This window comes from Ancylobacter sonchi, from assembly GCF_018390695.1.
In the GTDB taxonomy this organism is placed as follows: domain Bacteria; phylum Pseudomonadota; class Alphaproteobacteria; order Rhizobiales; family Xanthobacteraceae; genus Ancylobacter; species Ancylobacter sonchi.
This window is the reverse complement of record NZ_JAHBGF010000010.1, coordinates 349,759-376,530: the sequence shown is the minus strand read 5'-3', so window position 1 is coordinate 376,530 and position 26,772 is coordinate 349,759. Positions and strand designations below refer to the sequence as shown.

Annotated in this window: 21 protein-coding genes; 9 read left to right on the top strand and 12 right to left on the bottom strand. The window is 66.5% G+C overall.

Translation table 11 applies throughout. From position 1 onward, the window contains the following. Nucleotide 1: 1 nt before the first annotated feature. The 3 genes from KHC28_RS03215 to KHC28_RS03205 form a co-directional block, all read right to left on the bottom strand. Nucleotides 2-760 (bottom strand): HvfC/BufC N-terminal domain-containing protein, encoded by a 759-nt coding sequence (locus KHC28_RS03215; protein WP_214006875.1) that lies wholly within the window; start codon nt 758-760, stop codon nt 2-4. A gap of 21 nt (nt 761-781) precedes the next feature. Further along, the gene (bufB, locus tag KHC28_RS03210; protein WP_214006874.1) at nt 782-1,666 is read right to left on the bottom strand and encodes an MNIO family bufferin maturase; all 885 of its coding nucleotides are present in this window, start codon (nt 1,664-1,666) and stop codon (nt 782-784) included. 81 nt (nt 1,667-1,747) lie between these two features. After that, the gene (locus KHC28_RS03205; RefSeq protein WP_214006873.1) at nt 1,748-2,029 is read right to left on the bottom strand and encodes a BufA1 family periplasmic bufferin-type metallophore; all 282 of its coding nucleotides are present in this window, start codon (nt 2,027-2,029) and stop codon (nt 1,748-1,750) included. A gap of 225 nt (nt 2,030-2,254) precedes the next feature. Here KHC28_RS03205 and KHC28_RS03200 point away from each other — a divergent pair, with 225 nt between their 5' ends. Both KHC28_RS03200 and KHC28_RS03195 read left to right on the top strand, forming a co-directional pair. Continuing rightward, on the top strand, nt 2,255-2,821 hold the full coding sequence (locus tag KHC28_RS03200; RefSeq protein WP_214006872.1) for a sigma-70 family RNA polymerase sigma factor: 567 nt from the start codon (nt 2,255-2,257) through the stop codon (nt 2,819-2,821). Continuing rightward, nucleotides 2,808-3,443: an NrsF family protein gene (locus tag KHC28_RS03195; protein WP_214006871.1), complete on the top strand. Its 636-nt coding sequence runs from the start codon at nt 2,808-2,810 to the stop codon at nt 3,441-3,443. The genes KHC28_RS03200 and KHC28_RS03195 overlap by 14 nt, the downstream gene beginning before the upstream one ends. An 80-nt stretch (nt 3,444-3,523) precedes the next feature. Here KHC28_RS03195 and KHC28_RS03190 read toward each other — a convergent pair whose 3' ends face one another. After that, nucleotides 3,524-4,834 carry an NtaA/DmoA family FMN-dependent monooxygenase gene (locus tag KHC28_RS03190; RefSeq protein ID WP_214006870.1) on the bottom strand — a complete coding sequence of 437 codons (1,311 nt, stop codon included), beginning with the start codon at nt 4,832-4,834 and terminating at the stop codon, nt 3,524-3,526. 117 nt (nt 4,835-4,951) lie between these two features. Beyond that, on the bottom strand, nt 4,952-6,313 hold the full coding sequence (locus KHC28_RS03185) for an LLM class flavin-dependent oxidoreductase (protein ID WP_246564186.1): 1,362 nt from the start codon (nt 6,311-6,313) through the stop codon (nt 4,952-4,954). A gap of 217 nt (nt 6,314-6,530) precedes the next feature. On the opposite strand from KHC28_RS03185, the gene KHC28_RS03180 reads away from it, so the two are divergent. From KHC28_RS03180 to KHC28_RS03160, 5 genes are all read left to right on the top strand, one after another. Further along, nucleotides 6,531-7,388, top strand: a complete 858-nt coding sequence (locus KHC28_RS03180) for a substrate-binding periplasmic protein (protein WP_214006869.1) — start codon at nt 6,531-6,533, stop codon at nt 7,386-7,388. 45 nt (nt 7,389-7,433) lie between these two features. Beyond that, nucleotides 7,434-8,150 carry an amino acid ABC transporter permease gene (locus KHC28_RS03175; RefSeq protein WP_214006868.1) on the top strand — a complete coding sequence of 239 codons (717 nt, stop codon included), beginning with the start codon at nt 7,434-7,436 and terminating at the stop codon, nt 8,148-8,150. 71 nt (nt 8,151-8,221) lie between these two features. After that, a complete protein-coding gene (locus tag KHC28_RS03170; protein ID WP_214006939.1) occupies nt 8,222-8,974 on the top strand; it encodes an amino acid ABC transporter ATP-binding protein in 753 nt (250 codons plus the stop codon). Nucleotides 8,975-9,051: 77 nt separating this feature from the next. Continuing rightward, a complete protein-coding gene (locus KHC28_RS03165) occupies nt 9,052-10,362 on the top strand; it encodes an NtaA/DmoA family FMN-dependent monooxygenase (RefSeq protein WP_214006867.1) in 1,311 nt (436 codons plus the stop codon). A 205-nt stretch (nt 10,363-10,567) separates the two neighbouring features. Then, the gene (locus KHC28_RS03160) at nt 10,568-11,347 is read left to right on the top strand and encodes a helix-turn-helix transcriptional regulator (RefSeq protein ID WP_246564184.1); all 780 of its coding nucleotides are present in this window, start codon (nt 10,568-10,570) and stop codon (nt 11,345-11,347) included. 79 nt (nt 11,348-11,426) lie between these two features. Here the strand turns inward: KHC28_RS03160 and KHC28_RS03155 are convergent, their stop codons facing one another. Continuing rightward, on the bottom strand, nt 11,427-12,530 hold the full coding sequence (locus KHC28_RS03155) for a LysR family transcriptional regulator (RefSeq protein WP_246564182.1): 1,104 nt from the start codon (nt 12,528-12,530) through the stop codon (nt 11,427-11,429). A 292-nt stretch (nt 12,531-12,822) separates the two neighbouring features. Between KHC28_RS03155 and KHC28_RS03150 the strand changes: the two genes are divergently transcribed. Continuing rightward, nucleotides 12,823-14,133 carry an NtaA/DmoA family FMN-dependent monooxygenase gene (locus tag KHC28_RS03150; RefSeq protein WP_214006865.1) on the top strand — a complete coding sequence of 437 codons (1,311 nt, stop codon included), beginning with the start codon at nt 12,823-12,825 and terminating at the stop codon, nt 14,131-14,133. Between the two features lie 32 nt (nt 14,134-14,165). After that, nucleotides 14,166-14,702 (top strand): flavin reductase, encoded by a 537-nt coding sequence (locus tag KHC28_RS03145; protein ID WP_214006864.1) that lies wholly within the window; start codon nt 14,166-14,168, stop codon nt 14,700-14,702. A 41-nt stretch (nt 14,703-14,743) separates the two neighbouring features. Here KHC28_RS03145 and KHC28_RS03140 read toward each other — a convergent pair whose 3' ends face one another. The 6 genes from KHC28_RS03140 to KHC28_RS03115 form a co-directional block, all read right to left on the bottom strand. Beyond that, entirely contained in the window at nt 14,744-15,508 is a 765-nt protein-coding gene (locus KHC28_RS03140; protein WP_376772590.1) for an amino acid ABC transporter ATP-binding protein, read from the bottom strand. Then, complete coding sequence (locus KHC28_RS03135; RefSeq protein ID WP_214006863.1) at nt 15,508-16,284, bottom strand: ABC transporter permease; 777 nt, start codon at nt 16,282-16,284, stop codon at nt 15,508-15,510. Before KHC28_RS03135 ends, KHC28_RS03140 begins: the two co-directional genes overlap by 1 nt. Further along, nucleotides 16,281-17,012: an ABC transporter permease gene (locus tag KHC28_RS03130; protein WP_214006862.1), complete on the bottom strand. Its 732-nt coding sequence runs from the start codon at nt 17,010-17,012 to the stop codon at nt 16,281-16,283. Before KHC28_RS03130 ends, KHC28_RS03135 begins: the two co-directional genes overlap by 4 nt. A 25-nt stretch (nt 17,013-17,037) precedes the next feature. Next, entirely contained in the window at nt 17,038-17,889 is an 852-nt protein-coding gene (locus KHC28_RS03125) for a transporter substrate-binding domain-containing protein (protein WP_214006861.1), read from the bottom strand. Between the two features lie 44 nt (nt 17,890-17,933). Continuing rightward, on the bottom strand, nt 17,934-19,253 hold the full coding sequence (locus KHC28_RS03120; protein WP_214006860.1) for an NtaA/DmoA family FMN-dependent monooxygenase: 1,320 nt from the start codon (nt 19,251-19,253) through the stop codon (nt 17,934-17,936). A gap of 376 nt (nt 19,254-19,629) precedes the next feature. Further along, nucleotides 19,630-26,691, bottom strand: a complete 7,062-nt coding sequence (locus KHC28_RS03115; protein WP_214006859.1) for an autotransporter outer membrane beta-barrel domain-containing protein — start codon at nt 26,689-26,691, stop codon at nt 19,630-19,632. Nucleotides 26,692-26,772 lie beyond the last annotated feature (81 nt).

The window sequence follows — 26,772 nt, the reverse complement described above, 5'->3', positions numbered from 1 at the left end:
CCTAAAGACGAATGGCGGTGAAAGCCCCGCTTGCGAGCATCAGCGCGAGATGAGCGGTGAGATCGAAGTCATCCGCCTCCGCCGTGGCGGCGCATGCGGCATCGCCCAACGGCCTGCCCTGCACGAGTGTGGTGAAGAACGCCGCGCCTCCGGCACCGAGCCGATGAACCTCGACGGTCATACGCGGTCGCACCACCAGCACATCCTCGCCGCGCCACTCCATAATCGGCTGAGCATCGGCTCTCCCGGCATTCATCTCCCAGATGGTGACCACGGGATGCGGCGAACGCAGCACGCATAAGGAGGGGTGAGGAAGCAGCATCGCCTCTTCGAGATACCTGGCATCGATCTCCGCCAACAGAGCCGCAGCGAGCGGGGCAGCGTCGGCGGCGTGATAGGCGTTGCCCCTCGCCGCCTCCAGACGTGCGACATCAGGCAGATAGGCAAGCTCCTGCACTGGCTCAAAGCCAGCTAAGAACTCGGCGAAATCCGTGCCATAGGACAGCAGTACCGGCGAGCGCGGCGGATGTTTCGCAACATAGACTCCGGCCATCGCGGCGAAGAACTCGGCGCCGACGATGCGCTCAGTGGCCGGGTAACGCTCGGCGAGCGCCTGTCGCAGGCTGGCAGCCACGTTGTTGCGGTAGACGGCGAACCGACGAGGCGACGGCTCCCCGTTCCATGCCGCAAGACCGTGCGGCACCGGCGCGGTCTCGTCGCGGAGGGCAGTGGCGAAGCTGGCTTGGGTGATGATTGCCATCGCTGCGCTCCTGACCGCCGCTCACGCCACCTGGCGCGCGACGGTGTCCAGCAGTAGGGCATTGGCGGCCTCTGCCTCGGCACGCAGCACCGGCCATTCCGGAATGTCATTGTCCCATTCGATCAGCGTAGCGACGGGGCCGATGCGCCCGATGACCTCCTCGTAGAGCGACCAGACGGGGTCCCTGACGGGGGTGTCGTGGCTGTCGATCAGCAGCGGCGCCCCATGATCGTCGACGGTCTCGGAATGGCCGCTCAGGTGAATTTCCCGTACCCGGTCCAGCGGGAAGCGGGCGAGATAGGCCCATGGGTCGAGGTGATGGTTGGTCGCGGCGACAAAGACGTTGTTGACGTCCAGCAGCAGGCCGCAGCCGGTGCGGCGCGCCACATCGGCGAGGAAATCCGTTTCCTCGATCGTGCTCTCCTCAAACAGAAGATAGGTGGCCGGGTTCTCCAGCAGCATCTCCCGACCGAGCGCCGTCTGCACCTCGTCGACATGCGCCGCGACAACGGCGAGCGTCTCCTCGGTATAGGGCAGCGGCAGCAGGTCGTTGAGAAACACTGTGTCATGGGTGGACCAGGCGAGGTGCTCGGAGAAGCTCTCCGGCTGGTAGCGCTCGCAAAGCGCCTTGAGGCGCGCCAGATGCGTACGGTCGAGCGGCTGCATGGCACCGATCGACAGTCCGACACCATGGATCGACAGGGCGTAGTCCGCGCGCAGGCGCGCGAGTTGCGCATGCGGTGGCCCGCCAGCACCCATGTAGTTCTCGGCGTGAACCTCGAAGAAGCCGACGGGCTGGGGCTCGATGTCGATGGCAAGGAAGTGCTCGGGCTTGAAGCCGACGCCGGCACGGCGCGGCAGCCGAGAGGCCTCGAGGCGCAACACCTCGATGTGCGAAGCCTTCATGGTGTATCTCCGGGATAGGCAGGAGGGCGGGCGACACAGCAGGCTGCGTCGCCCTCAGACATCGGTGAGGTGCCCGCGGCGTCAGGTCGGCGCCGGCCCCTGCTTCAGCGAGCCCATGCCCTTGGGCGTCTTCATCGTCATACAGGAGCCGGCTGGCACCAGCTTCCAGGCATTCTTCTGGTAGTCGATCTTCGAGGTGCCGGCGCAGGTGGTGCCCGGCCCGGCGGCGCAATCGTTCTGGCCCTTGAGGGCAACGCCGTAACACTTCTCCTTCTCCTGCGCCTGAGCGGAAGTCACCGCGAGGGTGGCGAGCGCGGAGGCAAGCGAACCGGCCAGCGCGAGGGTGATGACGCTGTTCTTCATTGGGACGTCTCCGTTGACGTCAGTCCGGAAGTGACTGACACAACGACTACGGCGACGCGCCGGCAAACGTTACAGGGCACGGGAGGGAAAATTCGCCGCCCGCTCTTGCCCGCCGGCGATGCTCGGCGGAGAAAGGCCACCCGCAGATATTTTGCGGCGACGCGGCAGATATTGCAGGCTGCACTGTAACAAGGTCGTGCGCATCCGCGTAGAGGATTTCGTCGGGTGGATCGCCAGCGTCGCGAGCAGCAATGGACCGACTGGATGCGCAACGCCATGGACGGCGATGTGCAAGCCTATCACCGGTTCCTGACCGACGTGACGCCGCAGCTTCGCCTTCTGGCGCTCCGCAGATGCCGTGAGTTCGGCGCGCCGGCCAGCGACGCGGAGGACATCGTGCAGGAGGTCTTGCTCGCGGTGCATCTGAAGCGCGGCACCTGGGATGTGTCGCGCCCCATCGGCCCGTGGCTGTCGGCCATCGTCCGCAACAAGCTGATCGACGTGCTGCGACGGCGGGGACGGCAAGGGAGCGTGCCACTCGACGACGTGATGGAAACCCTGGCTGCCGAGGAGAAGGCAGACACGACCGACCGGCTCGACGCCGAGCAACTGGTAGACCAGCTCAAGCCACCGCAGCGCGATATCGTGCGCGCCATCTCGCTGGAAGGCGCCGGGGTACGGGAAACCGCGCAGAAGCTGAACATGAGCGAGGGGGCCGTGCGAGTCGCGCTCCATCGTGCTTTGAAGGCACTCGCTGCGCTTTATCGGAGTGATGTACGTGAAGACCGATGACCTGATCAGCCTCCTCAGCGCGGACGCCTCAGTCCGCCAGCGGCTTGGCCGCGCGCTGGCGCTGGCGCTCGTCATCGGCGTGCTGGTCTCGTTCATCCTGCTGATCGGCACGGTCGGGCTACGCCACAATCTCGTCAGTGTGTTCGAGACGGCGCGTGTCCTGTTCAAGATCGGCTTCACGCTGCTTCTGGCGGCTATCGCGACGGCGCTGGTATGGCGCATCGGCCGCCCTGGTGTGTCGGCACGGCTTCGGGCCTGGCTGCTTCTGCTGCCGCTCGGGGTGCTCATGGCCGGGGTCGCCGTCGAGCTCGCCGTGCTGCCGCGGGACGCCTGGATGGCGAAGTGGGAAGGCGCTCATGCCGCCTTCTGTGTCTTCTTCATCCCGGTGCTGTCGCTGGCGCCGCTTGGCGGGCTGATGGCGGCGCTTCGCGATGGCGCTCCCGCCAATCCCGGGCTCGCGGGTGCCGTCGCTGGGCTGGCGGCGGGAACACTCGGCAGCGCGCTCTATGCGTGGCACTGCCCCGACGACAGCCCGCTCTTTGTCGCGACCTGGTACCTCCTCGGTATCCTGATCGTGACGGGGGTCGGTTATCTGTGCGGGCGCCGTCTGCTGCGCTGGTGAAGTGTGCCCGGCCGGGGGCCGGCAGGCTGCCGAAGCGCAGCCCCTCCCCGCCGAAAGCCTGAGTCCACCTCGCCCCGCGCCTAGAACTCCAGCAGATTGTCGCGCAGATGCGCGTGCTCATAGGCCTTGCGCGCCAGGCCCCGCCGCTGCAGGGCCGGCACCAGCCCGTCGGTGATGGTGGCGATGGAGCGGCGGCTCACATCCGGCAGCACGATGAGGAATCCATCGCCGCCGACCTCCTCCATGATCTCGCGCATCTGGTCCGCCGCGCTGTCCGGCGTGCCGACCACATCCACGCAGTAGCCGACGCTGCTATTGGCGATCACCGCCTCGCGCAGCGTGTTCTTACCCGCGCGGATGAGGAAGTTCTGCAGCGTGGATTGCGTCCCGTTGGTGCTGAGTTCGCCGACCGGCGCGTCGAGGTCGAAGGCGGAGAAGTCGATGTTCACCGCCCAGCCGAGACGCGCGAGGCGCGTCTCGATGCTCTGCGCTGCCTGGATGCCGCGCTGGTCGGCGTGCCAGCGCGCCTGTTCCTCCGTCTCGGCGATGATCGGCGAGAGCAGGAACAGCAGCTTGCAGCTGTCGGGATCGCGTCCCATCGCCGCCATCTGCGCCCGGACTTCCTGCCGGTAGCGCTTCATGTTTTCGATGCCGGTCGGCGCGGCGACGATGGTGTCGGCATGGGTGGCGGCGAAGGCTCGCCCGGTCGAGGATCCCCCGGCCTGGGCGATGACCGGTCGCCCCTGCGGGCACGGGCCGGAATTCAGCGGCCCGCGCGAGCTGTAATATTTTCCGGCATAGTCAATGGTGTGCACCTTGGTGGGATCGATCAGGATGCCATTCTCACGGTCGTCGCGAATGGCGCCAGGCTCCCACGAATCCCACAGCTGCTTGACGATGGCGACGTACTCGTCGGCCATCTGGTAGCGCTCTTCATGGTCGGCCATGCCGTCGAGGCCGAAATTGCGCGCCGCAAGGTCGGCGAAGCCGGTCACCAGGTTCCAGCCGGCACGGCCGCCGGAAATCTGGTCGAGCGAACCGATGATGCGCGCGGTGAGATACGGCGCATAGGCGAAGGTGGACAGCGTCGGCACGATGCCGAGCCGCTTCGTCGACGCTGCCAGCAGGGTGGCGACGACTGAAGGCTCCTGGCGCGGCACGCAGATGCCGTTCTTCAGGAAGATGTCGCGTGAATTGTTCCAATTCTCGCCGATGAAGATGGAATCCTCGATCAGGAGATAGTCGAAACAGGCCCGTTCGATGGCCCGCGCGAGATCGACGAAGATCTCGGCGCTCATCCAGTCGCTGCCGATATTTCCCGTCCACGGTTCGCCCCAGGCCTGCGCGCTCGATCCCTGAAGAAACCAGGACAGATGAAACGGGGACGGCATGACCTTCTCCTCACTTGTCGGCCGGACGCACGCGCAGCGGCGGGGTCCGAGGAATGCGACTGTCGATGGGGGTGTCTGGAATGGCGGGCGGAGCGAGGCGGCGATGACGGCCGGACTTCAGGGTTTCGCGGCGACCTGCGCCGACCGGGCGGTGGCATGGCGACTGGCCGGCCGGCGCAGACCGAGATTCTCCCGCAATGTCGTGCCTTCATAGTCTGTGCGGAAAAGGCCTCGGCGCTGCAGTTCGGGCACCACCTCGGCGGTGAACTCCGCCAGGCTGTCCGGCAGTACCGGGAACGCCATCATGAAGCCGTCGGAGGCGCCGCTCTCGACCCACGCCTCCATCTGGTCGGCCACCTGGACGGCGTCGCCGAAGAAGATGGCCTTGCTGCGGTTGTAGCGCTTACAGACCTCGCGCAGGGTCAGCCCCTGCCGGATGAGGCCGACGATCTCCTCGAAATAGACCTGATGGTGGTTCGAGGAAGCGGGGATCCGGTCGAGCGGCACCGGCTCGTCGAGCGGCAGGTCCGACAGATCGGTCTCGAGATCGGTCTTCAGATAGAGGAGGCCGATGTCGATATGCACGTTCTCCTGCCAGAAGGCCCATTTCTCCCGGGCCTGCTGCTCGTTCTCGCCGACCACGATCGAGACGCCGGAGAGGATCTTCAGTTCGTCCGGGTGGCGCCCGAACTTCGGCATGCGCCCCTTCAGGTCCCGATAGAACTGTATGGCCTCGTCGCGGGAAGCCCCGGTGCCGAAGACCACCTCCGCCGTCTCGGCGGCGAGTTCCTTGCCGGCCTCGGAGGCGCCGGCCTGGAAGATCACCGGGCTGCCCTGCGGCGGGCGCGCCATGTTGAGCCCGCCATGCACCTTGAAGAACTCGCCCTCATGGTCGAGCACGTGGAATTTCTCGGGGTCGAACATCCGTACATTCGCCTTGTCGTAGATGAAGGCGTCGTCCTCCCAGGTGTCCCAGAGCCCGCGCACGATCTCGAAGAATTCCCGTGCCTTGGCATAGCGCCGATCATGCGGCGGCAGCCGGTCGAGGCCGAAATTGCGGGCGGCGTAGTCGTTCGCCGAGGTCACGACGTTCCAGGCGGCGCGGCCATGACTGATGTGATCGAGTGACGCGAACAGGCGCGCGACGTTGTAGGGCTCGTAGAAGCTGGTGGAAGCCGTCGCCCCGAGCCCGATATGCGAGGTCGCCCCAGCGATGGCGGACAGGAGCGTGATCGGCTCCATCATGTTCATGTAGAGCGGGCCGCGCGTCCAGGCGTCGAGGTTCTCGGTGCGGGCGGCGGGCGTGTCGGCCAGGAAGAAGAAGTCCAGCTTGCCGTCTTCCGCCATGCGGACGATCCGTCGGAAGTAATCCACGTCGGTCGGCGCGCGGTCCTGCGCGCTCGGCAGCAGCCAGGCCGAGGAATGATAGCCGTTCGCCTCGAATAGGCCTCCGAGAACCATCTTCTTGCGCGACGACATCGCATTCTCGCTGTTCGGACATGGGGTATGAGGCATTCAGCCGAAGCGCCCGTGGCGACCGGCCCGGCGCCCACGGTAGCCATGTCGCGACGCGGGCACAGTACCTAACTAGGGTTATTGTTCCCCCACGCCCCACCCCTGTGAAATGCCTCACCAATCGCAGCCGGCGTCTCAACCCGCCGCTGCGCACCAACGAGACCAGCCAGGGGTTCCCGCCATGAAGTCATCGATCGGAAAGGCCGTGCTCGCGGCCGTCATGCTTGTCTCGGCCGTCTCCGCCGGGCAGGCCAACTGCCTTGACGATATCAAGAAGGCGGGCGTCATCACCGCCGGCAACGGCCTGCTCGGCACCAAGCCGTTCGTATGGAAGAACGAGGACGGCAGCTATGCCGGCTTCGAGTGGGAGATGTTCCAGGAGCTCGGCAAGCGTCTCGGCGTTCCCAAGCAGGACTATGTGATCACCGAATGGACTTCGCTGATCCCCGGCCTGAAGGTCGGCCGGTGGGACATCATCCTGTCCGGCATGGCCGCTACCCAGGAGCGAATCCAGGGCGCCGGCATCACCTTCTCCAAGCCGTACTTCCTGCTTTACGACTATGTGATCGTGCCCAAGGACTCGCCCATCAAGTCGATGGACGACCTTAAGGGCAAGACGCTGGCCTCGACGCTCGGCACCATGGATTCGCTGAACGCCCACAACCTCGTCGCCCAGGGCAAGGCCGCCAAGGTACAGGACTTCAACGATTTCGGCGCCCCCTTCCTCGCGCTGCGCAACGGCCAGGTCGATGCTGTGGTGATGGACCAGGCGACGATGCAGGCCCAGATCGAGACGATGGGCGACCTGCGCCAGCTCGGCGAGCCGATCTTCTACCAGTCCAAGCCCGAATGGGCCGAGGCCGAGGCGAAGGCGGACTACATCCTCGGCGGCACCTCGATCGGCGTGCGCAAGGAATGCCCGGAGCTGCTGGCGGCGGTCAACGACGCCCTCACCGCGATGGATGCCGACGGCACGCGCAAGGCCATTCTCTCGAAGTACGGCGCGTGGGCGGAGTACCAGGCCAAGACGACCAAATGATGCGACACGCAATGCAACGCGGCATGCGAGCGGAGAAGACCATCCATGTATGAGTTCTTCTTTGTGCTGATCCCGCGCTACTTTCCCTTCCTGCTCGAGGGTGCGGTCGTCACCCTCGAGCTGTCCTTCCTCAGCATGGCCTTCGGGCTGGTGCTGGGGATGGGGGTCGCGCTGGGCCGGCTGAGCGGGCGCAAATGGCTCGAATGGCCACTGGCCGCCTATGTCGAGATCTGGCGGGACGTGCCGCTCATCGTGCAGTTGCTGGTGATCTATTTCACCCTGCCGAGCATCGGCCTCACCCTGCCCGCTTTCTGGGCCGGTGTGCTCGGCCTCGGGCTCAATCTCGCCGCCTATCTTTCGGAGGTGTTCCGCGCCGCCATTCTCTCGATCGATCCGGGCCAGCGCGCCGCCGGCCTCTCGATCGGCATGTCGCGGCTGATGATCTTCTACCGCATCACCCTGCCGCTAGCGCTGCGGATCGCAATCCCGACGGTCGGCGGCTATTTTATCGCACTCCTGAAGGACTCGTCCCTCGTTTCGTTCATCTCCGTAAATGAATTGCTGCGGAACGGCACGATCGTCATTTCAAATACATTCAGGAACATGGAAGTCTACATGATGGTGGCGATCATCTATTTCGTGATGAGCTTCGTCGCCTCGGTCCTTGTCCGCCATATCGAGCAGCGGCTGACACCCCGTCATCTCAGGCGGAAGCAACGTAGCGGCAAGGCACTCACGGCCCGCCCGGCGGTGATGCCATGAGCGCGCGGATCCTCACCACGGAAGCGCCGGCTCCCGGCGTCCCCACCGCCGAGACGGTGCCGGCGAAGCCGCTGCTGCAGGTGCGAGCCCTGCATAAGTCGTTCGGCGCCGTCAACGTGCTGAGGGGCGTCGACCTCACCGTCAATCCCGGCGAAGTCTCGTTCGTGATCGGTCCGTCCGGCGGAGGAAAGTCGACGCTGATCCGCTGCATCAACTTCCTGGAGACGCCCAATGCGGGCGAGATCATGTTCGACGGGCGCCTGCTGTGCCGGGAGGAAGGCAACGTCTTCAAGGTGGAGCCGGAGCGCATCCTGCGCGCCGCGCGCAGCGAAATGCCCATGGTGTTCCAGCACTTCAACCTGTTCTCCCACCGCACCGTGCTGGAGAATGTGATCGAAGGCCCGGTCATGGTGAAGCGCTGGCCCCGCGACGAGGCCATCGCGCATGCCGAGAAGCTGCTCGCCGAGGTCGGCCTCGCCGACAAGGCCGATCGCTATCCCGACGAGCTGTCCGGCGGCCAGAAGCAACGAGTCGCCATCGCCCGGGCGCTCGCGATGCGGCCGAAGCTGATCCTGTTCGACGAGCCGACCTCGGCACTCGACCCCGAGCTCGTCTCCGGCATCCTGGACACGATCCGCGCCCTCGCCGAGCAGGGCATGACGCTCATCATCGTCAGCCACGAAATGGGCTTCGCCCGGCGTCTCGCCGACGTGGTGCACTTCATCGCCGACGGCACCATCGTAGAGTCGGGGCCGCCTGCCCGGATCTTCGACAATCCGGACAATCCCCGTCTCGCCACCTTCATCCGCTCCATCCTGCATTGAGGCGGCGCGCCGTTGCGCGTGCCTCCTTCTGTTTGCCGCGCCTCGCCGGCCCGGCCCAGCATTCGGAAATTCTCGACATGTCGCAGCCCTTTCACCTCGGCCTGTTCCTTCAAGGCTCCAGCATCCAGGCGTGGGGTACGCCGTGGACCGGCCGCATCGCCGAAACGTGGATGAAGCCGGACCTGTTCATCGATGTCGCCCGCGCGCTGGAGCGGGCGTGCTTCGACTACATCCTGCTGGAGGACGGTCCCTATATCGGCGAGAGCTTCGGCGGTTCGCGCGAGATCTATCTGCGCAACGGCATCTCGGTTCCCCGCCAGGACCCGGCGGTGGTGGCTGCTCTCATGACGGCGGCGACCCGTCATATCGGCATCGTGCCGACGCTCGCCACCTACGTGCACCACCCCTTCGTCGTCGCCCGGCAGATCGCCACGCTCGATCAGGTTTCCGGCGGCCGGGCCGGCTGGAACATGGTCACCGGCAGCTCCAAATTCGCCTTCCAGAATTTCGGCTATGAGGAACTGACCAAGCACGACCTGCGCTACGAAATGGCCGACGAATATATCGACATCGTCGAGAAGCTCTGGGGCTCGTGGGATGCCGACGCCATCGTCGCCGACGAGGCCAACGGTGTGCTGGTCGACCATGAGCGGGTCCGCCAGATCGACTACAAGGGCAAGTATTTCAGCTCCCGCGGCCCGCTGAACTGCGGGCCGGCCCCGCAGGGACGCCCGGTGATCGCGCAGGCGGGCGGCTCGCCGCGCGGACGGCAGTTCGCCGCCCAGCACGCCGACACCGTGGTGACGAGCGTGGTCGGCGTCGACGACATGCGTGCCTATCGGGACGATGTGCGCCAGCGCATGGTGACCGCCGGCCGGGATCCCGACACCTGCAAGGTCATGTTCCTCGTCACGCCGATCATCGCCCCCAGCATGGCCGATGCGCGGGCGATCCAGGCCGAGCGGCGGGCACAGGCCGTCAAGCAGAGCGACCTGAAGCTCGCCTTCCTCGGCAAGATCACCAATATCGACTTCACCAAGCTCGACCTCGACCAGCCGGTGGGCAACCTGACCACCGAGGGTCACCAGCAGTTGCTCGACGACTTCATCCGGCAGGCCGGCAAGAAGACGCTGCGCGAAGCGATCACCGCCTTCACCCATGATGGCGACGGCGTCGAGTTGCTCGGCTCGCCGGACGATATCGCCGAGCAGATGGGCGAGGTGATGCGGGCGGTCGGCGGCGACGGCTTCCTGTTCTCTCTGCCCAATCTCCACCGCCGCACCGTCGCCGAAATCGAGGACGGCCTCGTACCGGCGCTGCAGAAGCGCGGCCTGATGCGCAAGGCTTACACACACGCACATTTTCGCGACAATCTGCTGGAGTTCTAGACGTCTTCTTGACCAGACAGTCGATCCACCGGGACGGATCGAGGACCGGCGAACCGGCACCTCGACCCGCCCCGGCATGACGCATGCGGCGGTGGTCTGCTTCTTGCCTTGCTCCGTCCGTGCCGCATGTGAGGATCGCATGACCACGGATCGGATACAGAGCAGCGGGACGGCATCGCAATTTGCCGTCCGGGACGAGGCGTTGATGCGCTTTCCCGAAGTGTTCGGGGAACTCGTCGACCAGCTGGGCACGCCGAATTTCCATCCGACGCTCAGGTCGGCGCTCTACGCCATCGCCCACTTCAACAGCTGCGTCATCCTCTCCTTCCAGGAGGAGAAGGAGCCGACGGTGCTTGAGCGCTGCTCGATCATCAATCCCGACCGCTTCCGTCACTGCTATGTGAAGCAGGCCTACCGGCTCGACCCCTTCTACCGCGCGGCCATGGAGAATCGGCCCATCGGGGTGAGCCGCTGCGGCGAGCTGTCCGGTCCGGACTTCACCGACAGCGCCTATTTCAAGTCGTACTACAAGGACATCCCGCTGGTCGACGAGATCGGCCTGCTGTGCCCGATCGAGCGCGGCCATACGGTGCACATATCGCTCGGACGCTGCATCGGTTCGGACTGGTTCGACGGCGCCACCATTGCCGACCTGCACAGCATGGAGCCGCTGATCGCCTCGCTGGTGCGCCGCCACACCATGATCGAGGCGCGGTTCGGCGCCCCCCTCGACCGACCCGCGGAACCGCCGGCCCCGGCGTCCCCCAGCGAACTGACATGGCTGCGCGAGTTCCACGCGACACAGCGCGAGGTCGAGGTCGCCTCGCATGTGCTCAACGGCTACACCAACCCGTCGATCTCGCTGCGGCTCGGCATCTCCGAGCACACGGTGAAGGTGCACCGCAAGCGGCTGTACGGTAAGCTGTCGATCTCGTCGCAGGCCGAGCTGTTCCTGATGCACATGCGGCACCGGCGCCACAATTAACCGTTACCGGGGCGGCCGACGACGGGCCTCGCGTCCCGGGGGGCCGGCCACCACTCCCGCTCAAGCGGGCAGCCGGCGATCACGTCGCGGAAACGCCATCGGCGACGTGCCCCTCGCGGGCAGATGCCTGCCCACGGCGTGACAGGGCATCGTCAGGAGCGAACCGCTCGGCGGGCTTCGCCGAGGGCAAGACCACGCAGACGCCGTCCCGCTCGACCAGCGTGCCGCAGCTGGTGGCGAAGGCCGGCCGTGGCAGCACCCTCCCCTGGCCGAGTTCCATATGCACGTCGACCAGGCAGTCGACGAACCTGCGCGCGAGCTTGAAGTCGGCCACGCCGGGACCCATCATCGCCGTGACCGGGTTGACGATGCGCACCAGGTCCGGCCGCAGCGCGCGCAACGAGCCGGCGGCGATCAGCGGCTCGGCGGTGTGATCCAGCACATAGCCGATGTTCCGGCCGGACAGAATGAGGGCGAGCTGCGACTGGATGCCGAGCCCGATATCGCCGCAGGTGACGCCGTGGCGGGTGCGCTCGGGGTGGTAGTATTCGAGATGCCCCCGGTTGCAGTATGCCGCCGACTCGATGTCGTCGAGCGTCAACTCGTCATCGGGCACCGCGAAGAGCGGATGCTTGTCGCTGCAGGACATGTAGCCCTGCTCGTCGAACAGGTGCTCATAGGTCAGCTGGGGGAACTGGTCGTTCACCAGCCCGATGCCGACATGCACCATGCCGTCGGCGACGCGGCCGGTCAGCTGGAAGCCGAGCATGACCTCCATGCGGAAGCGTACATTCGGATAATATTCCGAGAAGCGCCGGATGGCGTCGTGGATACGCGCAGAGGGGTTCTCGACGATGCCGTCCTGGATGCCGACGACAAGCTCGTAGCCGGTTCCCTGATTGAGATTGGACGCCTTCTGCTTGAAGGTCTCGATGGAGGCGAACAGCTCCTTGGCCGCCTGATAGACCGCCTCCCCCTCCCGGAACAGCTTGAATCCCTTGGGACCGCGCCGGCACAGCCGTGTGCCGAGCCGGATCTCGAGCGATTTGAGGTTTTCGCTCAGGGTCGACTGCGAGAGATTGAGCGCCGCCTGCGCCGCGGTGAAGCTCTTCTGCTCGACGATGGTACAGAAGCAGCGGAGCAACTTCAGGTCGACGTCGTAGATCTGGCTGATGTTCGACATTACCTCACCTCTCCTGACACACCCCCTGCGCCCCGCCCGGACGAACGGTGTCTTTGCAAATTGCGCGCCGTCCGAGCCACGCTCCTTCCCCGGTCGGCGACCGAAATCGATGGTGCGCATATTTTCATCACCGGAGGCGATTGATCAACAATCCATCAGTTGTGTCGGCAATGCCCAATATGGTGCCGTCCCCCGGCGGGAACATCGCTTGGGGTTTTGGCGATGGTCCCGCGTCGACGCCCCGCTCTAGGCTGGCGCATTCGGTGAGTGATCAGGCGTATCGGGGCAATTCATGAGTGCACGGCCATTCCATCTCGGATGGTTCACCAATTTCGCCGTCGACGAATGGACGAAGACGTTCACCGGCGGCGGCGATCCGTGGGACGGCAAGTTCTACATCGACATGGCCCAGGCCATGGAGCGGGCATGCTTCGACTACATCATGCTCGAGGACACGCTGATGATCTCGGAAGCCTATGGCGGCACCAATGAGATCTACCTCAAGCACAACATCATGGGACCGAAGGCCGATCCCTCGCCGATGGCCGCGCTGATCGGCGCCAACACCAAGCATATGGGCGTGGTCGCGACCTTCTCGACCATGGCCTATCCGCCCTTCATGCTGGCCCGGCTGTGCTCGACGCTCGACAATATCTGCAAGGGACGGTTCGGCTGGAACATCGTGACCACCGGCGAGGACCTGGCGGCTGAGAACTTCGGCATGGACAAGCTGCCGCCCCGGCAGGCCCGCTACGACATGGCCGACGAATATGTCGAGCTGTGCAAGCAGCTCTGGGGTAGCTGGGAGCCGGATGCCGTGGTGCGCGACCGCGCCACCGGCACCTATGCCGACTTCACCAAGGTGAAGCCGATCCACTTCGAGGGCACCTACTACAAGAGCCGCGGTCCGCTGAACTGCGTGCCCTCGCCGCAGGGCCGTCCAGCCTTCGTGCAGGCCGGCGGTTCGCCGCGCGGCCGCCAGTTCGCCGCCATGACGGCCGACAGCATCATCGCGCCGTCGATGGGCGTCGCCGGCCTGAAGGCCTATCGCGACGACGTGCGCGCCCGGGCGGCGGCCGGCGGACGCGACCCGGACGAGATCAAGGTGCTGTTCGTCGTCGCCCCCATCCTCGGCGAGACCGAGGAAGAGGCCAAGGCCAAGGCAGCCCGCATCGTCGAGGCACCCGATTATTGCGAGAAGGCGCTGGCGCTGATTGCCGCGATCACCGACATCGACTTCTCCAAATTCGATCTCGACGCGCCGCTGCCGCACCTCACCACCAATGGCGAGCAGGGCTCGCTCGATGCCTTCCAGCAATGGGGCACCGGCAAGACCCTGCGCCAGCTCTGCGCCGACCAACTCGGGCGCGGCCTCGACGGCCTTATCGGCACGCCGGACCAGGTGGCGGAGCGGATGGGCGAGGTGATGGCGGAGGTCGGTGGCGACGGCTTCCTGATCACCCGGCCGTTCACCTCCAACATCAGCCGGCAGTATATCAACGACATCTGTGAGGGCCTGGTGCCGGCGCTGCAGCGCCGAGGACTAGCGCGCACGAGCTACACCGAGGGGGCCACGCTGCGCGAGATGCTGCGCGAGTTCTGATCCCCGCCTCTTCCTTGCCGATCGGAGAACCCATGAGCGCGACCGCGTCGCATGCCGCCACCCCGGCCCCGGCCGATGCGCCGGAGGCGGTGAACCGGGACCTCTACCGCAGTGGCATGGCCAAGCTGCCGGCAGCGGTGAACATCATCACCAGCCTTGGCGAGGAAGGCCGTTACGGCTTCACCGCCTCGGCGGTCTGTTCGGTGACGGACAGCCCGCCGACGCTGCTGGTGTGCGTGAACCGCACCAACCAGTCGCATCAGGCGATCACGTCGAGCCGGGTGCTGTGCGTGAACACCCTCGCCGGCCCGCATCACGAAGCGCTCTCCATGAGCTTCGCCGGCGGCGCGAAGACCATGGACGAGCGTTTCGCGGCCGCCGGCTGGACGACGCTCGTCACCGGTGCACCGGTGCTGTCGGAGGCCACCGTCGCCTTCGACTGCCGCGTGACGCAGGTGGCCAGCGTCGGTACTCATGACGTGATGTTCTGCGAGGTGCTCGGCCTGCACGAGGGCGGCGCCAGCGAGGGATTGGTCTATTTCGGCCGCAAGTTCCACCACCTGACCTGACGGCCGCCACAAAACGCGGCCGCCGACCAGCCTCGTCAGCGTCAGCGCAGGATCCGGGCGAGGAAATCCCGCAGGCGCCCGCTCTCGGGCGCCTGGAAGAAGGTCTCCGCCTCGCCGTCCTCGACGATTTCGCCATGGTCCATAAAGACGCAGCGATCCGCCACGCGGCGGGCGAACCCCATCTCGTGGGTGACGCAGATCATGGTGACGCCGCTGGCGGCCAGTTCCTCCATGACCCCCAACACCTCCTTGACCATTTCCGGGTCGAGCGCCGAGGTCGGCTCGTCGAACAAGAGGATGCGCGGCTCCATGCAAAGCGCGCGCGCGATCGCCACCCGCTGCTGCTGGCCGCCGGACAGGCGGGCGGGATATTTGCGGGCGTGATCGGCCAGATGCACCCGCTCCAGATAGTGCATGGCGAGCTTCTCGGCCCGCGCCTTGGCCAGCCCGCGATTGAGCCGCGGCGCCAGCATGCAGTTTTCCAGCGCGGTGAGGTGCGGAAACAGGTTGAAGTGCTGGAACACCATGCCGACTTCCTGGCGGATGTCCTGCACCGCGCCCTCGTCGGCGGTCAGCTTGATGCCGTTCACCACGATGGAGCCGCCATCGTGGCGCTCCAGCGCGTTGATGCAGCGGATCAGCGTCGACTTGCCCGAGCCGGAAGGGCCGCAGATCACGACCTTCTCGCCGCGCCGGATGTCGAGATCGATGCCGTTGAGCGCGCGGTGGTTGCCATAGTGCTTCACCAGCCCGGTAATCGCGATGGCGGGTCCGCCTGTCTCGGCGGTATCGGCGGCTTGCACGATCACGGCGTCACCTGTTTCAGATCCGAAGCGGGACGCAGCGACGGTCCCCTCCCCGGCGCCACCGCATCGGCCGCGACGTCCTCGGCATTGTGGCGGTTCAGCCACCGCCCCCACAGGTCGAAGCCGATGCGCACGAGGTTGACGAATGCCCAGTAGAATGCTGCCGCGCAGAGGATCGGCGTGAAAGGGTCGTAGGTCTGTTCGAAGATGGAATTAGCTACCGCCGTCAGGTCGGTGATCGTCACCACCGAGACGATCGCGGTGCCCTTGATGAAGCTCACCACCTCGTTCTGGTAGGCCTTCAGCCCGTAGCGGATCGCCAGCGGCATCTTCACCCAGATGAAGACGTTGCGTCGGCTGATGCCGAGCGCCTCGCTCGCCTCGACGATGCCATGTGGCACGGCGAGCAGGCTGCCGCGCAGCACCTCCACCATGTAGGCCGCGTGATTGAAGCTGAGCGCGACGATGGCGCAGCCGAAGGGCGAGCCGAACAGGATCCAGAATGGGCCCTTGCGTAGAGCCTCGATCTGGCCGAGGCCGTAATAGACCAGATAGAGCAGGATCAGCAGCGGCGCGCCGCGGAAGAAGGTGACGAAGGCCTCTGCCAGAAAGGCCAGCCAGCGGCGATCGGACATGCGGGCAAAGCCGATCGGGAAAGCCAGCGCGAGACCGAACAGCAGCGGCAGCGCGGTGAGGATCGCCGTCATCTTAAGCCCGTCGAACAGCGCCGGCAGGCTCTCCCAGGCCAAATGGAGATCGATGGGCAGCCCGTTCATGCCGCAGCCCCGGAGGGGGAGCGGACGGCCGCCTCGCGGCGGTGGCCGCGATCGAGCCGGATTTCCAGCCAAGTCGCCAGCTTGAACGACACCGCGCTGAAGGCGATGAAAACGAAGGCGGTGGCAATGAAGAAGATGAAGGGCTCCTTGGTCGCACCGGCCGAGATCTTGGCGGCGGCGACCAGATCCTGCAGGCCTGCGAGCGAGACCAGCGGCGTCTCCTTCAGCATGAAGCTCCACACATTGACGAGGCCGGGCAGAGCGAGCCGCATCACCTGTGGCAGGATCACCTTGCCCCACATGATGACAGGCGGGATTGCCAGCGCGCGGGCGCCCTCGAACTGGCCCTTGGGCAGGTTGCCGATGGCGCCGCGCACCAGCTCGGCGATATAGGCGGCGTAGACGACGGTGAAGGCGGTGACGCCGGCGCCGAAGGGCGAGACGTCGATCCGCGCGCTGAACTCGCCGAACACCGCCGCCAGCATGGCGCTGCCGCCGTAAAAGGTCAGGAAGATGACCAGCAGCGACGGCACGCCCATGAAGATCGACGCATAGACCCGCCACACTGCCTGCACGATGCGGCTGCGCGACAAAGTCACGATGCCGATCAGCACGCCGAAGGCGAAGGCCAGGGTGAAGCTCGCGGCGAACAGCTCCAGCGTGATGAGCGCTCCCTCGCCGAGCTGGCGCATGTAGCCCGCCAGGTCGGCGAGGGAGAGGTTGGTCATCGGCCGGTCTCCGCGTCGTTCGGGCTCAGTTCACGTTGGCGCAGGCGGCTTCGGCGGCGAGCGTCTGGACCGGCACGTACTTCTTGCGGATCTTGGTGTAGGTGCAGTCCTTGATCATCTCGGTCAGCGCGGCGTTGACGCGCTTGACCAGCGCCTCGCTCTTCTTCGGGAAGATCCAGCTGTAGCCGCGCTCGGCCTCCGGGATGGCGGGGTCGCCGAGCCAGTGGTCGCCGCCGGCGAGCTTGTAGTCCTTGCCCTCGGGCTTGGCGATCAGCTCCAGCGTCCAGTTGATCTTGGAATCGAAGACGAGGTCGAGCCGGCCGGCCAGCAGATCGAGCTTCATCTGGTCCGGATTGTCGTAATAGACCTCGGTGAAGGTGTCCTTGCCGAAGTGCTTGTGGATGTAGGGCACCATGGAGGCGCCGCGCTGCAGCGCGATGCGCAGCCCCTTGCCGGTGACGCCTTCCTTGGTCAGCGTGTAGTCGCTGTCCTTCCGGACGATGAAGGTCGCCGGATTATAGACGATCGGCATGGCGAACAGTGCCTTCTCGACCCGTTCCGGCGTCGGCGAGATCTGCGTGACGATGCCGTCGAACTTGCCCTGCAGCATCGAGGGGATCAGCGCCTTGAAGTCCATGACGACGATCTCGCAATCGGCGTCGATGCGCTTGCACATCTCCCGCGCCAGCTCCGGCTCCATGCCGGTGAGGTTGCCGGAGGAATCGACCATGGAGAAGGGCGGGTAGACGCCCTCATTGCCGAGACGGAGCTTCTCGGCCGAGGCGGCCGACAGGCCGGCGGCAAGCATGAGCACACCAAGCGCAGCACCGCCGGTGCGGAGCGGACGGTGCAGGAAGCGCGGTCGGAGCAGGTTCATCGGCATCGTCCTGTCTTGAGGAAGGGATCGCGGAAAAGCGGCGGTCAGAAGTCGAGCAGGTTGTCGCGCAGCTGCTCGTGGGCGTAGGCACGGCGGGTCAGGCCACGGCGCTGCAACACCGGCACGAGGCCGTCCATGATGGTGGCGACCGAGCGGCGGCTGACGTCGCCGAGCGCGATGAGGAAGCCGTCGCCGCCCACCTCCGCCATGATCTCCTCCATCTGGCTGGCGACGCTGTCCGGCGTGCCGACCACGTCGACGCAGTAGCCGCAGCTCACATGGTCGATCATCGCCTCGCGCAGCGGCTTGTCGCCGGCGCGGGTGAGGAACTGCGAGAGGCTCGACTGGTGGCCGTTGGTGGTGAGGCTCAGCTGGCTCACCGGCGTATCGAGGTCGAGGCTGGAGAGGTCGAGATTGGTGCTCCAGCCGAAGCGCGCCATGCGGGTGTCGAGATTGGCCGCGGCCGAGACGCGGCGCTGCTCGGCATACCACTTCGCCTGGTCCTCGGTCTCGGCGACGATTGGCGAAAGCAGGAACAGGATCTTGCAGCTGTTCGGATCGCGTCCCATCGCCGCCATCTGGGCGCGGATGTCCTCGCGATACTGCTTCATGTTGGCGACCCCGTTCGGGGCGGCGACGATGGTGTCGGCATGGGTGGCGGCGATGGTGCGACCACTCTTCGAGCCGCCCGCCTGGGCGATCACCGGCTGGCCCTGCGGGCACGGCCCGGAGTTCAGCGGCCCGCGCGAGGCGTAATATTTGCCCTTGTAATCGATGGTGTGAACCTTGGCGGGATCGATCAGCACGCCGTTCTCGCGATCATCGAGGATGGCGCCCGGCTCCCAGGAGCCCCACAGGCCCTTAACGATGTCGATGTACTCCTGAGCCATGACATAGCGCTCGTCATGGTCGGGCAGCTTGTCCATGCCGAAATTCTGTGCCGAGAAATCCGACGAGCCGGTCACCATGTTCCAGCCGGCCCGGCCGCCGGAGATCTGGTCGAGCGAGGACACGATGCGCGCCGTCAGATAGGGATGGTAGGCGAAGGTGGAGAGCGTCGGCACGATGCCGAGGCGCTTGGTGGCCGCCGCCATGAGCGTCGCGACCACCGAGGGCTCCTGCCGCGGCGCGCAGATGCCGCCCTTCAGGAAGATGTCGCGCGAATTCTGCCAGTTCTGGCCGATATAGATGGAATCCTCGATGAGGATGTAGTCGAAGCAGGCGCGTTCCATCGACCTTACGAGGTCGAGAAACATGTCGGCGCTCATCCATTCCTGCGCAATGTTACCAGTCCACGGCTCTCCCCAGGCCTGAATGCTCGAGCCCTGAAGAAACCAGGCGAGATGAAACGGATTTGCGGGCATTAACGCACCTAACTCCTTGTGACCGCGCCGGAGAGTCGCCAGCGCGGTGCAGAAAGTAAGGCGGCCTGCGGGAGGGGAAATATCGCCAACACACGAAGCTTGGCGGGTATGCTTGCGATATAGGCGAGCCTATAAGATAGGCAAATTCGAGCGATGTGACCGCTTCCGGTCGGTTGTGGGGTTCTCTCGGGTGGCAAGGAGCCCTGCTAGCGTGCCTGCCGCCAGCAGGGACACACATCCAAGGGCCGGTCGCCGTCGAGCCGCCACTGACCTGCCGACGAACGAAGGCCCCGGTGTTTCGGCGACATGAATCGGACGGCGCAGACCGCACCCGCCAATGTGCGACGCGACCGGCCGAGGCAGACAATCCGATGCACTAGAAATGGTAGGCGAAACGCACGCTGGCCGACTGGCTGAGATAATCCTCGCCGATATCGGCCGTGTAGCCGACCTTAAGCTCGATGCCGTTGGCCCTGAAATATTGCAGCCCCAGATCGAGGCGCCCCAGCACCTCCGGCGTCTCGATATAGGTGAGGAACGTGCCGTTATTCGCGGTGGCGTTGATGAAGCTGCTCTCGAAGGTGCGGGTATTGTCCGGCAGATAGCTGACGCCGACACTGGCATAGGGCCGGAGCGTCGTCGCCGCGTCGAGGTTCAGCCGGCCGCCGACTTCCATCATCAGGGACAGCTGAACATTGGTCTTGCTGCTACCTTCGACGTCGAGCGCATAGATCGAGGTGCCGGCTTCGGTGACGCCGGGCAGGTTGGTGTAGAATAGGTCGACGTCGCCATAGGGCCGCAGATACCAGTCGCCACGGGTGAATTCGTAGCCGGCCCGCAGCCGCCCGCCCACAAGGAAGATGCTGGGGTCGCTCTCCAGCGTCTCGGCGGCGAAGGGCAGGTTGATCCGGCGGTAGGAATCGAAGGAGCCATAGGCCATGGCGAGCGAGCCGGCGACGAACCACGGGCCCTTCACATGTTTCAGCGCCACCGAGCCGTCCAGCGTGTAGCCGTCGCCCCAGGAGCCGTTATCCGTCGACGACGAGGTGTCGCCATAGGCGAAGGAGCCGCCAAGATACCACTCCGGCGCGATCTCGTGCTGGGCGCCGATGCGGTAGCTGGTGGTGTCGACCTCGTACCCCTGGATGTCGCGGGTGGTGTCCTGATCGGTCCAGCGTCCGGAGATGGTCGCCCAGCTGCAATTGTCCTCGCCGAGCAGTACGCCGTTGCCGACGAAGACCGGGCAGCTCATCGAGGCGCCCAGTATCGACCCCGCCGAATTGGCCAGCGCCAGCGATTGCGCCTGGATGTCCTGGCCGGACAGCTGGTTCAGCATCGTCGTGTAGCCGGTGGCGGTGCCGATCCCCGACATGTCGGCGAACTGGGTGGCGAAGGCGGCGTCGGCATTGTCCCAGGCGCGGGTGAAATAGTTGGCAAGCGAGAGCTGGCTGCGATTGAGCGCGACGCCGGCCGGCGTGAAGTCCGAATGCGGCGTCAGTGTCAGCGTGTTGCCGCGCTGCTCGGCATCCCAGTCGAACAGCAGCGAGTCCTGCGCCTGTGCCGAGGAGGTCATGCTGGTGGCAGTCACCACCGGCACCGTCCCGGGCAGCAGCGAGATCACCGTCGGGACGATGACGCCGCCGATGACGGCCGAACCGTCGATCTCCAGCCTGTCGGCGGAGCCGGCGAGCGAATGGATGGTGACGCCAAGCCGGCCATTACTCGTCTGCACGAAGTCGCCGGTGACGTGGGTGGCGCGGATCTCGTCGAACAGGCCGATGTTCAGCACGCCGTCATTGGCGACGTCGCCGTCATTGATGCTGCCGGTATTGTGGGTGCCGCCATTGACGTTGTTGAACGTGCCGCCGTTGAGATAGGCGGCGCCGGTAACCGTGCCGGAATTGTTGACGGTGGTGACGCCGCCTCCGGTCTGCAGGATCGCCGTCCCGCTGGTGCCGAGCCCGGTCGTAAGCGTAGCCCCGGTATTGACGGTAACGGAGTTGGCGGAACTGTCGCCATCGATCCAGACGCCGGCGGCTCCGGATTGCGAGGTGGTGGCGGCGGTGCCGCTGCCACCCGTCACGGTCGCGGCGACGGTGACGGCGACGGTCCCGTTATAGCCAGGCGTGCCCTGGCTCTGCGCGAAGAGGCCGATGCCGTTGGTACCGGTGGCCGAGACATTGCCATTGGCAATGACAGTGACATCGCCGCCGCCGGTGCAGGAATCCATGCAGATACCGGAGGTCGATGCCGCCGAGCCGGCGAAGATCGAGCCGTCGCTCACAAGAATGCCGCCGCCGCCGCCAAGCGACTGAGCGAGGATACCGACCGCCCCCGCGCCGCTGACGGTGACGCCGCCGCCGATCAGCGTGATGTTCACGTCGCCGCCGCTTCCAGTCCCTTGGGTGAGGCTGTTCGAATCGGAGGCGTTCCAGGTGGCGGTCAGCGAAGGCGTCGCCGCCGCCGTGGTGGTGCTGGTGTCGTTCACCCGGATATAGCCGCCGCCGCCGCCGATCGACTGCGCGACGATGCCGTGCGCGGCAACGCCCTGCGTGCTGAGGTTGACGTTGCTGGCGTTGATAGTGACCTCGCCGCCATTGCCGCTCGACATGTCGCCACCGAGATTGGCGGTCACCGTCTCGGCGGTCGGCTGGACGCTGATCAGGCCGCCGCCGCCGCCGATCGACTGCGCCAGCAGACCGATCGAATAGGCGCCGGTGGTAGAGACGTTCAGTATCGCGTCAGTCGCGCCCTGCCGCACCAGCACCGTGCCGCCATCGCCGCCGGAGCCGGAATTGCCGCCAGCGGTCAGCTCCCACTGGGTGGATTGCTGCGTCGCGCCGGCAAACAGGCTGCTGCCCGCGCCGCCGATGCCGCCACCGCCGCCGACCGATTGCAGGATGATGGCATCGGCCGCGACGCCGGTGGTGGCGACGGTCGAGCCATTGGTGTCGCCATATTCGAGCTGCACCGGGCCGCCGGCACCACCGCTGCCGGCATTCCCGCCCTCGTCCTGGCCGAGCGTCACGATACCCGTCGCACTGTCCGAGCCATCGGCTCCCATGCCGCCGCCACCGCCGACGCTCTGCGCGATGATGCCGCTCGCGGCATAGCCGGCGGTCTGGATGACGGCGTCGCCCTGCTGCAGGTCGATGAGCACCTCGCGGCCATTGTTGCCCGAGCCGCCGCTGCCGCCGAGCGCGACGGTGGAATTGATGGTTATCTCGGGAAGGCCGCCAGTGCCGGTCGCCGCCGCCGTGCCGCCCTTGCCGCCGCCGCCGCCGATGGACTGCGCAACTACGCCGCTCGCCCAGTCGCCGCTGGTGGTGATCGGCGCCGATATGGCGACCTCGACGTTCCCGCCCGTGCCGCCCTGCGCGCCCGTGCCGCCGATGGACAGCGTGAAGCTCGTATCGATGGAGGGAATGTTGCTGCCGTCGTTGTCGCCCTGGAAAACGTTCTGCAGGAAGTTCGAGACCTCGCTGGAGAATTCGCGCTCGGCATAGCCGTTATTGGTGGCGACGATCGGGTTGTCCGCCGAGCCGTCGGAGCCCGCCGATCCGACCGTTCCACCGCCGCCACCGATCGACTGCGCGAGAACGCCGACCGCGTCGCCGCCATGGGTGGTGATCGGCGCCGCGACGTCGATGTTCAGGTTGCCGCCATTGCCGCCGGTAGCGGTGGAGCCGAGGCCCAGATTGACCGTCACGCTCGGCTTCAGCGTCGCGCTGTTCTGGCCGGTGCCGATGGTCTGCGCCAGGCTGTACGAGCCGCCTTGCGAGGTGCCACCGCCACCGCCGATCGACTGCGCCAGCAGGCCGACCGAGCCGGAGCCCCAGGTAGTGATGCCGTCGCCGGGGCCGATATAGGCGTAGATCTGGCCGCCGTCTCCGCCCGCGCCGCCCTGCGAGCCCAGCGTCACCGAGATCGATGTGCTGCTGCCGGTGCCGAAGGACTGGGTGTTGCCGGCGCCGAAGCCGGCATCGCCGCCGCCGCCGCCGATCGACTGCGCCATTATGCCATTGGCATAGTCGCCATAGGTGGTGATGGAGGTCGCCGCGCTGCCGGCCGGGTCGGCGGTGAAATTGCCGGAGCCGTCGAGCGTGCCGCCGAGCGCCACCAGCACCTCGCCGCCCGCCCCGCCGCTGCCGCCCGTTCCTCCCATGGAAACGGTCGTCGTGACGGCGACCGAGGTGGCATCGCCCGGCACGTCATAGCCGAGCACGGCGGCATTGGCGGAGGAATCGCCGCCCACGCCGCCGCCGCCGCCGATCGACTGCGCCAGCACGCCGGCAGAACCCTGGCCATAGGTTGCGATCGTGCTGCCCTGCGTCTGGAAGAACTGCGCCGTGCTGCCGTCACCGCCATCGCCGCCTGAACCGCCCACTGCGAGGCTCACGGACACCCCGATCTGGTCGCCGCTCGGCGTCGGGATCGCCAGCACCAGCGATTGCGCCGTGGCGGCGCCACCCATGCCGCCGCCGCCGCCGATGCTCTGCACGACGACGCCGTAGCTGTCGACCGGCAGCATGTTGCAGGTCGCGTCCGTGCAGTGCGACTGGTCGAGCACGATGCCCTCGCCCAGCAGCATGATCTGCAGTCCGGTCAGTACCGAGGTGCCCGCAAGGGTGACGGTCGACGTCGAGGCGTCTCCGCCGGTGCCCCCGGCGCCACCAATCGCCGAAGCCACGCCGATGCCTGCCGACACCGCTGTCGAGATTGCCCAGCCGCCCGCGCCACCGCCGCCGCCGATCGACTGCGCGAGAATGCCGGGCGCCTTGGTGCCGGCGGTGGTGATGGAACTGTCATAGGCATTGACAGTGACCGCGCCGCCGTCGCCGCCACCGCCGGCCTTGCCGCCGACCGCCGCCGCCGTGAAGATGCTGTCGGCGCTGGCATTGCCTCCATTGCCGCCGCCGCCGCCGATCGACTGCATCACCACGCCGGCCGAGCCATCGTCCAGGGCGAGGATCTCGGTTCCGGCGTTGAGATGGGCTGTGACCGTTCCGCCGGTGCCACCTGCGCCGCCATTGCCGCCGATGACCACATTGCCGCCGGCCGCGCCGCCGCCATCGCCGCCACCCCCACCGATCGACTGGCCGAGCACGCCGAACGCCCCGAAGCCGTCGGTGACGATGCTGCCACCGTCCGAGGTGAAGAGCACATCGCCGCCATCGGACTCATGGGGTGTGTCGCTGGCGCTGCCGCCGATCGTGTCGAAGGAGCCGCCGGCCTGGCCGCCCGCGCCACCGCCGCCACCGATGGATTGCAGCAGCGCGCCATGCGCGTTCGATCCATAGGTGGTGATGGTGCCGCTATTGCTCACGGAAACGCTGCCGGTGGTGCCCGCCGCCGCGCCGGTGCCGCCCGTGCTCTTGAATACGCCGTAGGAATAGCCGCCGCCGCCGCCCGAGCCGGCGATCGACTGCGCGACGATGCCGCGGGCCGAGGCTCCGTGCGTGGTGATCGCGCCGGCATTGTCGACGCTGACATTGCCGGCATTCCCGCCACTGCCGCCTGTGCCGGCATGTGCATGCCCGCCGCTCGCGTCGCCGCCATCGCCGCCGCCGCCGCTGATGCTGGTCGCCACGATGGCCGAGGAGGACAGCCCATAGGTGGTGATCGCCGAGTCAGGATCGAGCGTGACCGTCAGGTCCCCCGCCGAACCGCCGTCGCCGCCGTCGCCGCCATGTTGTTCGATGGTACCGCCATCGGCCAGGCCGCCAGCTCCCCCGCTGCCGCCTTGCGAGAGAAGATAGATGCCGACCGACTGATCTTGCAGCGTGGTCACGGAGGCGGCCGTCAACCGGACATTGATGGCGCCGCCATCGCCGCCATTTCCGCCGGCACCGGCGGTGATGCTGTCGAGGCTGTTGGCCGCCTCGGCGCCCGCGCTCCCTTCGCCGCCGAGGCTTGACGCGGAGATGCCCGGAGAATTGGTGCCCTGCGTCAATACGGCGAGCGGCTGGTTGGCTCCGGTAAGGCCGATGTTGAGAGTGGCGTGGACATTGCCGCCCGCGCCTCCCGCACCGGCGGTGCCGGAGGCTGGCAGGAGACCGCCGGCGGCGCCGGTGCCGCCCTGCATCAGTGCCAGGATGCCGGCGGAATTGTCACCATTGGTCGAGATGGTGACCGGAACGGTGTTCGCGACGATCTGGATGCTGCTATCCGCGTTGGCGTAGACGTCGCCGCCCGCGCCGCCATTGCCCTCGGGGCTGTACGTGCCGGACTGCCAAAACGAACAGTCGTTGAAGCTCTGGCAACCGGAGACCCCGCCGGCCCCGGCCTGCACCAGCAGCGCGAGTGCCGGCAGTCCGCTACCGGTGGTCGTCACGCTCGCATCCTCGATCGCGATGCGGACCGGTCCGCCCTCCGCGCCGTTGCCGCCGGGTTGCTGGTAGCCGAAGCCCGACCCGCCATTGCCGCCGAACGTCGCCGCGAACAGGCCGGCGCCCTGCAACGAGGTGCCGGGGGATACGGCGTTGAGGATCGAAAGGCCGGGAACCGCGACATCTCGCGGGGTGCCGTTTGCAGTGACCGTCACGTCGCCGCCGGCGTTCAGCACGATCCCGGACGCCCCGGCCGGTATGCCATCGCCGCCGGTCCCATATTGCGTCGACGTGAAGCTCACGCCGTTGCTGCCGGTCGAGATCGCCTGGATGCCGAAGACGCCGCTGTTGTTGCCGACATTCTGCCACGTCCAGTCGACGGTCACCGGCGCCGCGTTGATCACGGAGACGATGCCTCCGAATCCCGAATCGGAACCGGCGGTGCCCAGATAGGCGCCGATGGAGAAGGCGTCGATGCCGGCCGCGCCCTGCTGGCCGATGGCCGTCACGGTGATCGCGCCGTCATTATAGACGGAGGCGCCGTAAGAGTTGCCGAAGGTCGCCCCGCCCTGGTCGCTCACCCAGATGCCGAAAGCTTCCTCCACCTGGATGGCCGACGACGGGGCGAGAGTGATGCTGTTGTAATTGAACACCTCGGCGGCCGCCGTGGTGGAGCCGAGCCCGCCCGCCGCCTGCTGCGCCCAGATGCCGAAGATGCTGTAATCATAATAGGCCGACGCGCCGTCCCCGAGCGTGATCGCCCCGGTATTGACGACAGTCAGGCCGGAGGCGTCGCCGGTGTTGACCGCGTTGTCGCCGGTGAGCGACGCGCCCAGGGCATAGACGCCGACCGAGGATGTCGGGGCTGTACCGACGCCGATGTCGATGGCGCCGGCATTGTTCACGGTCAGCGCCGTGCAAGAGGGCGCGTCGCCCGGCTCCGTGACCGTAATGGGCGAAGAATAGCTCCCGCCGGGAATGGAGCAGCTATAGCCGCTGCCCGACGCCTCGCAGGTCGCCTGCGCCGCAGCCGGTCCGGGAGCAGCAATCCATCCCGAGGCGATCAGCGTCAACGGCAGTCCGGTTATGACGGTCGTACGCGATGCCATTTCTCAACCCGCCAGCACATGCACATGCGACCGGATGACCGGCGCAGTTAACCCATCGTGCGTTCCGCGTGCGCTATTATA

Bases quoted from the DNA above. Each gene is read 5' to 3' on its own strand.
- KHC28_RS03150 (WP_214006865.1), top strand. From the start codon at position 12,823: ATGAGTGCACGGCCATTCCATCTCGGATGGTTCACCAATTTCGCCGTC.
- KHC28_RS03120 (WP_214006860.1), bottom strand. From the start codon at position 19,253: ATGCCCGCAAATCCGTTTCATCTCGCCTGGTTTCTTCAGGGCTCGAGC.
- KHC28_RS03160 (WP_246564184.1), top strand. From the start codon at position 10,568: ATGCGCTTTCCCGAAGTGTTCGGGGAACTCGTCGACCAGCTGGGCACG.
- KHC28_RS03115 (WP_214006859.1), bottom strand. From the start codon at position 26,691: ATGGCATCGCGTACGACCGTCATAACCGGACTGCCGTTGACGCTGATC.
- KHC28_RS03165 (WP_214006867.1), top strand. From the start codon at position 9,052: ATGTCGCAGCCCTTTCACCTCGGCCTGTTCCTTCAAGGCTCCAGCATC.
- KHC28_RS03155 (WP_246564182.1), bottom strand. From the start codon at position 12,530: ATGTCGAACATCAGCCAGATCTACGACGTCGACCTGAAGTTGCTCCGC.
- KHC28_RS03135 (WP_214006863.1), bottom strand. From the start codon at position 16,284: ATGAACGGGCTGCCCATCGATCTCCATTTGGCCTGGGAGAGCCTGCCG.
- KHC28_RS03145 (WP_214006864.1), top strand. From the start codon at position 14,166: ATGAGCGCGACCGCGTCGCATGCCGCCACCCCGGCCCCGGCCGATGCG.
- KHC28_RS03180 (WP_214006869.1), top strand. From the start codon at position 6,531: ATGAAGTCATCGATCGGAAAGGCCGTGCTCGCGGCCGTCATGCTTGTC.
- KHC28_RS03205 (WP_214006873.1), bottom strand. From the start codon at position 2,029: ATGAAGAACAGCGTCATCACCCTCGCGCTGGCCGGTTCGCTTGCCTCC.
- KHC28_RS03185 (WP_246564186.1), bottom strand. From the start codon at position 6,313: ATGTCGTCGCGCAAGAAGATGGTTCTCGGAGGCCTATTCGAGGCGAAC.
- KHC28_RS03175 (WP_214006868.1), top strand. From the start codon at position 7,434: ATGTATGAGTTCTTCTTTGTGCTGATCCCGCGCTACTTTCCCTTCCTG.
- KHC28_RS03125 (WP_214006861.1), bottom strand. From the start codon at position 17,889: ATGAACCTGCTCCGACCGCGCTTCCTGCACCGTCCGCTCCGCACCGGC.
- KHC28_RS03130 (WP_214006862.1), bottom strand. From the start codon at position 17,012: ATGACCAACCTCTCCCTCGCCGACCTGGCGGGCTACATGCGCCAGCTC.
- KHC28_RS03215 (WP_214006875.1), bottom strand. From the start codon at position 760: ATGGCAATCATCACCCAAGCCAGCTTCGCCACTGCCCTCCGCGACGAG.
- KHC28_RS03190 (WP_214006870.1), bottom strand. From the start codon at position 4,834: ATGCCGTCCCCGTTTCATCTGTCCTGGTTTCTTCAGGGATCGAGCGCG.
- bufB (WP_214006874.1), bottom strand. From the start codon at position 1,666: ATGAAGGCTTCGCACATCGAGGTGTTGCGCCTCGAGGCCTCTCGGCTG.